Annotated in this window: 9 protein-coding genes; 3 read left to right on the forward strand and 6 right to left on the reverse strand. The window is 58.0% G+C overall.

Translation table 11 applies throughout. The features are described 5' to 3' along the window. Nucleotides 1–98 precede the first annotated feature (98 nt). Entirely contained in the window at nucleotides 99–230 is a 132-nt protein-coding gene (locus ABY948_RS09045) for a hypothetical protein (RefSeq protein WP_461482206.1), read from the reverse strand. 243 nt (nucleotides 231–473) lie between these two features. Here ABY948_RS09045 and ABY948_RS09050 point away from each other — a divergent pair, with 243 nt between their 5' ends. The 3 genes from ABY948_RS09050 (at nucleotide 474) to ABY948_RS09060 (ending at nucleotide 3863) form a co-directional block, all read left to right on the forward strand. After that, nucleotides 474–2138: a nitrite/sulfite reductase gene (locus tag ABY948_RS09050; protein WP_461482207.1), complete on the forward strand. Its 1665-nt coding sequence runs from the start codon at nucleotides 474–476 to the stop codon at nucleotides 2136–2138. Beyond that, nucleotides 2122–2610, forward strand: coding sequence for a DUF934 domain-containing protein (locus ABY948_RS09055; RefSeq protein WP_461482208.1), 489 nt, complete (start codon nucleotides 2122–2124; stop codon nucleotides 2608–2610). Before ABY948_RS09050 ends, ABY948_RS09055 begins: the two co-directional genes overlap by 17 nt. An 86-nt stretch (nucleotides 2611–2696) precedes the next feature. Next, on the forward strand, nucleotides 2697–3863 hold the full coding sequence (locus tag ABY948_RS09060) for a cation:proton antiporter (protein WP_461482209.1): 1167 nt from the start codon (nucleotides 2697–2699) through the stop codon (nucleotides 3861–3863). 21 nt (nucleotides 3864–3884) lie between these two features. Here the strand turns inward: ABY948_RS09060 and ABY948_RS09065 are convergent, their stop codons facing one another. From ABY948_RS09065 to ABY948_RS09085, 5 genes are read right to left on the reverse strand one after another with little or no spacing between them, the layout of a single operon-like run. Then, entirely contained in the window at nucleotides 3885–4883 is a 999-nt protein-coding gene (locus ABY948_RS09065) for an oxidoreductase (protein ID WP_461482210.1), read from the reverse strand. A gap of 41 nt (nucleotides 4884–4924) precedes the next feature. Continuing rightward, a complete protein-coding gene (gene sohB / locus ABY948_RS09070; protein ID WP_461482211.1) occupies nucleotides 4925–5950 on the reverse strand; it encodes a protease SohB in 1026 nt (341 codons plus the stop codon). Between the two features lie 41 nt (nucleotides 5951–5991). Then, the gene (locus ABY948_RS09075) at nucleotides 5992–6645 is read right to left on the reverse strand and encodes a cation/multidrug efflux pump (RefSeq protein WP_461482212.1); all 654 of its coding nucleotides are present in this window, start codon (nucleotides 6643–6645) and stop codon (nucleotides 5992–5994) included. Further along, on the reverse strand, nucleotides 6645–7481 hold the full coding sequence (gene nudC / locus ABY948_RS09080) for an NAD(+) diphosphatase (RefSeq protein WP_461482213.1): 837 nt from the start codon (nucleotides 7479–7481) through the stop codon (nucleotides 6645–6647). The genes ABY948_RS09075 and nudC overlap by 1 nt, the downstream gene beginning before the upstream one ends. Before the next feature lie 18 nt (nucleotides 7482–7499). Next, nucleotides 7500–9152, reverse strand: a complete 1653-nt coding sequence (locus ABY948_RS09085) for a hypothetical protein (RefSeq protein WP_461482214.1) — start codon at nucleotides 9150–9152, stop codon at nucleotides 7500–7502. Nucleotides 9153–9374 lie beyond the last annotated feature (222 nt).

Consider the following 9374-nt stretch of genomic DNA (forward strand, 5'->3'; position numbering starts at 1 on the left):
GGGCTGTAGCCAGGCCGCGAGGTGACGCACAGAGCAGACACAAAAAGAGCAGACACAAAAACGGCGGCCGTTGGCCGCCGTTTTTGATCGCGACAGCTTTACTGGTTACTGAGCCAGAAAATCACGGTCGCGACAAACAGGAACACCGTGGCAACGGCGGCAATAGCGTCGGCACAGCTGTCACCACTTTGTGCTTCTGCCTGTTGAATGGCATCTACTTCATTGGTCATTGTTCTTACACCTCTTGGCTACGGTCAAACGGCGGACGGCATTGTAACAACAACCCGTAAAGATGTCCCCCCAAACGACGCCGCTGCCGGGCCGTTATTCCCCAACTCGAGCTGATTAGAGGGAAAAAGTTTTTCAAAATGGCCGGGGCTAAGGCTATCATCCCCCTCCAACTGACAGCGCGCGCATTACCCTGTAGAATTCGCGCCTTTCTGTACCCTGGCACGTGAGAAGTCATAGACGTTATGTACCGTTATACCGAAAACGACCAAAAAATCATTGAGGAGCGGGTCGCCCAGTTCCGGGGCCAGACCGAACGGTTCCTGGCCGGCGAACTGGCGAACGAGGAATTCCTCCCCCTGCGCCTGCAAAATGGCCTGTATATCCAGCGCCTGGCTCCCATGCTGCGCATCGCCGTGCCCTACGGCCTGCTGAATTCCACCCAGTTCCGCAAACTGGCGCACATTGCCCGCCACTACGACAAGGGCTACTGCCACTTCACCACCCGCCAGAACATCCAGTTCAACTGGCCGCAACTGGAAGAAGTGCCGGATATCCTGGCCGAGTTGGCCCAAGTACAGATGCACGCCGTGCAAACCAGCGGCAACTGTATCCGCAACATCACCTCCGACCAGTACGCCGGTGTGGCCGAGGATGAAATAGAAGATCCCAGGCCCTGGTGTGAAATCCTGCGCCAGTGGTCGACCTTCCATCCGGAATTCGCCTACCTGCCCCGCAAGTTCAAGATTGCCGTGAGCGGCTCGGAAAGCGACCGGGCGGCGATTCTGGTACACGATATCGGTCTGCAGCTGGTGCGCAATGACGCCGGCGAGCTGGGCTTTAAGGTGCTAGTGGGAGGCGGCCTGGGCCGCACCCCGGTGATCGGCAGTGAAATCCGCGCATTCCTGCCCTGGCAGCACATTCTCGGCTACCTGGAGGCCATCGTGCGGGTCTACAACCGCTACGGTAACCGCGAAAACAAATACAAGGCCCGCATCAAGATTCTGGTGCGCGCCTGGACCCCCGCCGTGTTTGCGGAAAAAGTCGAGGAAGAGTGGGCACATATCAAGGATGGACCCTGCACCCTGATCCAGGAAGAGGTGGACCGGGTTAAGCAGTTTTTCACCAGCCCGGCCTACGAAACCCTCGACGACGCTGCCGCCGAGCAGGCACTGTCTGCCCAGGCCGCCGATAACAAGGCCTTCGCCAAGTGGCTGGAACGCAATACCCTGAAGCACAGGATTCCCGGCTACAGCATCGTCAACCTGTCGCTGAAGCCCACCGGCATCGCCCCCGGCGATGTAACGGACAGCCAGCTGGAAACCATTGCCGGGCTGGCGGACCGCTATTCCTTCGGTGAAATCCGCGCCACCCACAATCAGAACCTGGTGTTGGCCGATGTGAAGAAATCCGAGCTGTTCGAGCTGTGGCAACAGGCCAAGGTGGCCGGTTTTGCCACACCCAACATCGGCACCCTCACCGACCTGATCTGCTGCCCCGGCGGCGATTTCTGCTCACTGGCCAATGCTAAATCCATTCCGATTGCCGAGGCGATCCAGCGCCGCTTCGACGACATGGATTATGTCTATGACCTGGGCGACCTGAGCCTCAATATATCCGGCTGCATGAATGCCTGTGGCCACCACCATGTGGGCAATATCGGCATCCTCGGTGTCGATAAAAAAGGCGAGGAATTTTACCAGGTACAGCTGGGGGGCAGCTCGGAAAATGACGCCTCCCTCGGCAATGTCCTGGGGCCGTCATTTGGACAGGAAGACATTCCCGACATCATCGGCAAAATTCTCGATGTGTACGTACAAAACCGCCAGGGCGATGAGCTGTTTCTAGACACCTATCGCCGCATTGGCCTCGACCCCTTCAAGGAGAGCGTCTATGCCAAAAATCATTAACAGGGACCAGATTGTCGAAGACAAGTGGACCGTTTTGCCCAAAGACTTTTCCGGAGAACTGCCTGTCGGGAAATTACTGTTATTGCCCCTGCAATACTGGCTGGAGCACAAGGATGAGATTCGCCTGCCGGTACTGGGCCTCTGGATTGACAGCGATGAGGAAGTGGAGACCATTGGTGAGCAGGTCAATCTGTTCCCCCTGATCGCCGTCAATTTTCCCTCCTTTACCGACGGCCGCGGCTTTTCCCTCGGTCGCCTGCTGAGGGAGCGCTACAACTTCAGCGGACAGCTGCGCGCCATCGGCAATCCCAACCGCGATCAGCTGTTTTACCTGAAGCGCTGTGGTTTCGATGCGTTTGACCTGAAGGAAGGCTCTGACCTGGAGGCGGCACTGGCCTCCTTGAACGACTTCAGCATCACCTACCAGAGTTCCGTGGACCAGCCCGACCCGCTGTTTCGACGCAAAAAATAATGTGCTGCCGCCCCACCCCGGGTTAACCGGGCGGCACTTGCTGGCCAACGGTCGCTCCCGCACAATAGGGGTTCTGGAGTCCCCCTATGAATGAAACGGTTTTTCAGTCGTTTGCCCTGATTTTTACCGGAGCTGCCGTCATAGCCTCCCTGGCTATCTACGGCCGACAACCCCTGCTGGTTGCCTATATCGCACTGGGGGCGATGATCGGTCCCTACGGGTTCGGTTGGGTGCAGGACGTCCACCTGCTGTCTGAAATAGCCGAAATCGGCATCATCTTCCTGCTGTTCCTGCTGGGACTGGACCTGCAACCTCAGTCACTGATGTCGGCACTGAGAAAAGTGACGGTGGTGACGCTGATCAGCTCCCTGACCTTCGCTGTGGTCGGCTACCTGATTGGCCATCTCTTTGGCTTCTCCCCCACCGAATGCCTGATCATCGGTGCGGCGATGATGTTTTCCAGCACCATTATCGGTATCAAGTTGCTGCCCACCACCATCCTGCATCACCGTCACATCGGCGAGATGATGGTCGGACTGTTATTGATGCAGGACTTCCTGGCCATTTTTGTACTGCTGGTGCTGTTGAGTGGCCAAGGCGGCCAGATTGACCTGATGCAGATCGGTTTTACCCTGCTGTCCCTGCCGTTGCTGACCGTGTTTGCCTGGGCGTTTGTGCGCTGGGTGTTGCTGAAACTGATCGCCCGCTTCGACCGCATGGGGGAATATATCTTCCTGTTGGCCATCGGCTGGTGCATGGGGCTGTCGGAACTGGCCGAGGTGGTCGGGCTGTCGCGGGAAATCGGTGCCTTCCTGGCGGGTATCACCCTCGCCTCCAGTCCCATTTCACAACATATTGCCCTGACCCTGAAGCCGCTGCGGGACTTCTTCCTGATTATGTTTTTCTTTTCCCTGGGGGCCGGCTTCAACCTCGGTCTGCTGCCGGAAATCGCCGTGGCGGCCCTGGTGCTGGGCGGCGTGATGCTGATCCTGAAACCCGCCCTGTTCCGCTTTCTGCTGGAACGGCAGAGCGAAAGGAAAGTACTCGCCTGGGACATCGGTTTTCGGCTGGGACAGATCAGCGAGTTTTCACTGCTGATTGCCTATGTGGCGTTCAATGCCTCACTGATTGGTGTACTGGCCTCCCATCTGATCCAGGCGGCGGCCATCCTGACCTTCCTGGTTTCCAGCTATATCGTCACCTTCAACTTCCCCAACCCCATTGCGGTCAAGGAATCCCTGCGCCGCAATTAGCGCGACGGACAAAGGGTCAGATCAGCCCTCGAGATTGACCAGATAACGGCCCACCACCTGGCCACGGGCCATGCGATCCAGACAGTCCGGCACCTGTTCGAGGGCAATTTCCTCGGCCATATCGTCGAGATGCTCCAGCTTCCATACCGAACCCAGCTTTTGCCAATTGGCAACCTTGCGCACCAGCGGCTGTTCCACTGAATCCACGCCCAGCAAGTTGACGTTTCGCAGGATAAACGGCAGCACCGTGGTGTGTAGATCAAAGGACGAGGCCAGCCCGCAGGCGGCAACCGAACCACCGTAGTCGATCAGCTTGAGGAGATTGGCCAGGTAATCACCACCCAGGGAATCCACACCATGGGCAAAACGCGACTTCTCCAGGGGTCGTTTCTGATCCAGCAACAGGCTGCGGTCGACGATCTGGTGGGCGCCCAGGTTGTGTAAATGGCTGGCACTCTCCAGTTTGCCAGTCACCGCCGCCACGGAAAATCCCAGTTTGGCCAACAGCGCAATGGCAAAAGTGCCGACGCCACCAGTGGCACCGGTCACGGCCACATCACCGGCACCGGGTTGCGCGCCCATTTGCAACAGCTTCTCGATACAGAGTGCCGCGGTAAATCCCGCTGTGCCGTAGATCATCGCCTCGCGCGCAGTCAGCCCTGTCGGCATGGCAACGGCCCAGCCGGCGGGCACGCGAATATACTGTCCCAACCCCCCCGCGGTGTTCATGCCCAGGTCATAGCCCGAAACAATCACCGGATCTCCCGGTTGAAAGCCGGCGTCGGTACTTTCCTGCACGATGCCTGCGGCATCAATGCCCGGCTGGTGGGGGTAATTGCGGGTGACCCCGGGACGGCCGGTGGCGGAAATCATGTCTTTATAGTTGAGTGAGGAATACTGCACCCGCACCAGCAAATCGCCCTCTGGCAGCGCGGCAAGCGGACGATCGGCTATGACTTGTTCAAAGATACCCGCATCCGTTTTGGTCACCCACAATGCTTGGTATTGCGCTTCACTCATGACACCTCTCCGTAACAGGTTCACTCAGCTGAGGCAGGCGTTCAGGGCAAAAACGAATTGCTGCGCAATCTGTCGTACCAGCGCAGCAACAAGCTGTCCGCCCGGTTCTCCGCCGCCAGCCCAAACTTTTCAGACAGGCTTTTATGATAGACAAATTTCACCAGGTAGATGTCGGCCTCTTTCGAGCGCGACAGCAGGTACTCGTCGCTGGTCTTGATCTCATCCACCAGGGAGACCTCCAAGGCATGGCTTCCCAGCCAGACTTTTCCAGTAGAAATTTCATTAATATCAACTTGTTTCCTATGATTCTTCACAAACTGTTTAAATATGTCGTGGATCTCTTCCAGGTCTTCAATAAACTTTTCCCTGCCCTGGTCGGTGTTTTCGCCAAACATGGTCAGGGTGCGCTTGTACTCACCGGCGGTGTGCAACTCCACATCCACATCGTGTTTTTTTAACAGCCGGTTAAAATTGGGCAACTGCGCCACGACGCCGATAGAGCCGATCATGGCAAAAGGCGCGGCAAGAATCCTGTCGGCCACACAGGCCATCATGTAACCACCACTGGCAGCCACTTTGTCGACACAGACCGTCAACGGTATGCCCTGCTGCCTGATGCGATCCAGTTGGCTGGCCGCCAGCCCATAACTGTGAACCATTCCCCCGGCGCTCTCCAGGCGAACCACCACTTCGTCTTCCGCTTGGGCCTGGCTGAGCACCGCAGTCACTTCCTGGCGCAGACTGGCCACGGCAGAGGCCCGCATATCGCCTTTGAAATCCAGCAGGTACAGCCGCTGTCTTTCGACAGATTGTTTTTTCTTGTCCTTTTCCGTCTTTTTCTTTTCCTTGTGCCACAGCTTGCGACCGGCGGGCGCCAGGGTGGCCAAGTGCATGGCGTCACTCATTTGCTCAAAGCTTTCATTCAGCGGCTCAATTTCCAGTTCGCCCTGGGCGTGCTTGCGCACCCGGTTACTGACCCCAAATGCCACACCGACCAGGATCACCAGGGATAAAACGATGGTGGCCACCTTGGCCAGAAATAATCCGTATTGCAGCAGATAATCCAATGTCCAACTCCTTCATAGCACCCGTGCGCCGGGTGAGTGTATCACCGCCAATCGGCAATGGCCGCCTCGGCTGGTGGGTTAACCGGCCTCGCCAGCAGTCCGCCGTAGGCGAGCTTGACGTCGAAAACAGCCCCGTTGGCCATCGGCAGGAACGTGGCCGTACCGTACTGGGCATCAACCCATTCACGCAACCAGGGAAAATGTTTGAGCATCAACCAGGTATCAAACCCGGTCGGCGAGTCGCCCAACTGATGGGCGCTGGGCGAGTTCTGCAATTGCTGTCGGATATCCGCATACCTGCCACTCAACCGGTCCAGACGGTACAGGGATTTAAAGCCGATGCTGGCCAGCGAGGGATGCCACCGCAGCAGGCGGACATCCAGTTGCCACTGGTCGCCCTTCAGGTGATAGCGGTACTGCTCACCGCCAGCTTCCACCAGCAACACCCGGTAGCTCTGTGGTGCCAGTTTCTGGAACTGCAGGGTCACCACCGCCTCCTCCCGCAGCAGGGGCCGGTAACTGAGCAGGTCATAGCCCGCTAGAAACAGCAGAATGCTGAGGAATAACAGCGTCAAGCCCACCACCGCGCGCACCACCGCCGCCAGCATGCCGCCCTTTAGCAACAATCTCAGGGCCACCAGCAAGAGCAGTGCGGCCAACCCCAGGGGTAGCAGCATCGACGGCGACAGCGGCATCAGACTACCCCCCGGCCTCTGCAGCCTGCGACGAAATGTTGAATCAATCTGCCGGACAGTGTTCGCGCATCGGGATGGGGGGGCAACTGCTCATAGTGATACCAGTCAGCGGCGCTGATCTCCTCACCATCCACCCGGATTTCACCCGCCAGGTAATTGGCGTGAAACCCCAGCATCAGCTGACCGGGGAAAGGCCAGGGCTGGCTGGAAAAATAGCGCAGATTGGTCACCCGGATACCCACCTCCTCCATCACCTCGCGGTGCAGGGCCTCTTCTGCGGTTTCTCCAGGCTCGATAAAGCCGGCCAGGGCGCTGTAAAAGCCTCCCTGCCATCGGGAACTGCTCGCCAACAGACAATGGTCGCCGCGGCTAATCACCACAATGACGCAGGGAGAGAGGCGCGGGTAAAACAATTCATTACAGTGATCGCAGCACTTTGATCGATCGCCTTCCGAAGACTCGGTCGGGCGGCCACAGCGACCGCAGTAACGGTGCTGCCGATCCCATTGGACAAGCTGGCAGGCCCGTCCCGCCAGGTTAAACAGGGGTTCATCCATGTCACCCAACAGGGAGCGCAACCGGAACCAGGCCAACTCCCGCGGTATACCCTCCAGCGGGAAATCGACCGCGTAGCAGGGCCGCCCGTCGAGCAGGCCCAATAGATGCCGGGGATAATCCTGTGCAGCCAACTGGGACGGGGGAAAAATGAGCTGCTCCCCATCTGCTGTACAGAGCACCTGCTGGTCGTGTACCGCAATCAACAGGGGCTCGCCAAAATGGCCTGGGGGCAAACTGGTGCAGGAATGAAATTCAGGCAAACGACCGTGGCTATCCATCACACCGGCACCAGGTTGTCAGGTGGTTTCCAGTGTCGACAGACACTCTTCAGCCACGCTCAATACGGCATCGTCGAAATGGCGGTTGCAACGGCGATTTTGCAGGTAGTATTCCAGACTGACGATGGCATCCGCAAAGACGGCCATGGTCGAGGACAGGGAAACACTGCCGTCGGACCTCAGGCAGCGGTTGAGTATCTCCAGGCAACGCCGTGCCACACCCTCGGCACGTTTCAGACCGAGCATTCCCATCGGACCAAGGATCATTTTGAAATTTTGCGCCAGCGGTTCGGCCACCTCATCCCCCGCCACACCGTCGCAATAATCCGATGTCATTTGCATCACCGCGGCCAAGTGACCCGCAGCTTCCTGAAGTACCCTGCGCTCAGCGTGTTCGACGATATTGTCTTCTACCACCTGTTTCAGACTGAGGCTGTTTATCTGGGCGATACGGGATTCCGAAACGGGCTGGGACTGCAGCTCGGCCAGCACGGATTCGAGATACAGGAGGGTATCGGCCAATCGCTCGTACAACTCCATCGGCAATTGCCCGCTCTCAATGGGCGCAAGGCCGTCGACATGCGCATCGCAACGCTGGCTTGCGAGCTTGAGGTTACATTGGCGACACAACCCTCCAAGCAACCGGAAACCAGCACCCATCTCATGGGAGAACTCTGTATCCACCGCCTCCGCCGCCATACCCTGGTCGAGTAGTTGCCGGAGGTGTTCGGTCTGCCCGCCGGTGGTGGCCAACAACAACGACAGGGATTCAGTGCCATCGCCCATAAACATGTCACGGCTGGCCACGACTTCGCTACTGGTATAGCCCGGAGAGCGAACCCCCAGCCGGCTCGCCAGTTTCGCCGCGCCGTCGCCCTGCAAGCCGGAGAGCGCAAAGTAGGACAGCAACTGCATTTGCAATTCAGCGGGGTAAAATTTTGTGCCGTCGGCATTCTCTTCCATCAGGCGCAGTTGTCGTTCAACGGCCATCAGGGCTTTCAGGCGGCTCTGCTCAAAACCGAGGGCGCCCCGGTGCATGGCGCTCAATATCTCAAACACCAGCGACCAGTAATCCCGCTCAGCGGGATCGATCAGGGCCTTGCGCAAGCGGTGTACCCCATGGGCCATCACCTTGATGGCCGCCGGGCGATTCGCGCCCTTGATTGCGTGGACAAGCCCCTGCTGAAACAGCCGCCGCACGGCGCCAACCACCTCCCGCTCCCGCTCATCGCGAAGCCTGGCCGAACTGAGCGGCGGCGTGGATGGAATGAACTCGCTCACCACCACGCGCTCATCCAGTGGCGGTTGCTTGAGAACAGACCGCAAGTCATTGATTTCGGGCAGCAGCAGCAATACAGAGTCCCGCCCCTGGCGCTGTAACTGCTTCAGGTAACCCGGCAGGCAGTGCAGGGCATTGTGTACGGCTTTTGCTCCAGCGCCACTCTGCAAGGCAGCGTCTTCACCTGCGACGGCCAATAGCGCCTCGAACAGCGCTTCCCCACCTTGCAACTCGAGCACCCGAACGACACCCTTAAGGCGGTGCAACCGCTCTGCAAAGGCTACCCTATCAATACCGTCCGCGGCATCCTCCAGCAACTGCAGCAGCGACAGGACTTCCTTTTCCAGCTCGTCCTGTACCATAGTGATTACCTGGGTATTGACTCGATACATTAACTCACCACCCTTGTTATTGGTCGGCCCTACACTTGCAAAAACACTAGGCCCAGTATACCGTTTGCCCCCACCGGCCGAACCCTGATAATAACACCATTAGCTCCTATGGTTTGAGCAGTACCAAACAGACCCATGAATAAAATAAAAGGAACAACGCATGTCTCAATCCATGTTTCAGGCTTTTGCTAAAAATTTCCTTGGCAATTCCCCCGATTGGTA

Origin of the sequence: Porticoccus sp. (assembly GCF_041592135.1) — a bacterium.
Lineage (GTDB): Bacteria > Pseudomonadota > Gammaproteobacteria > Pseudomonadales > Porticoccaceae > Porticoccus.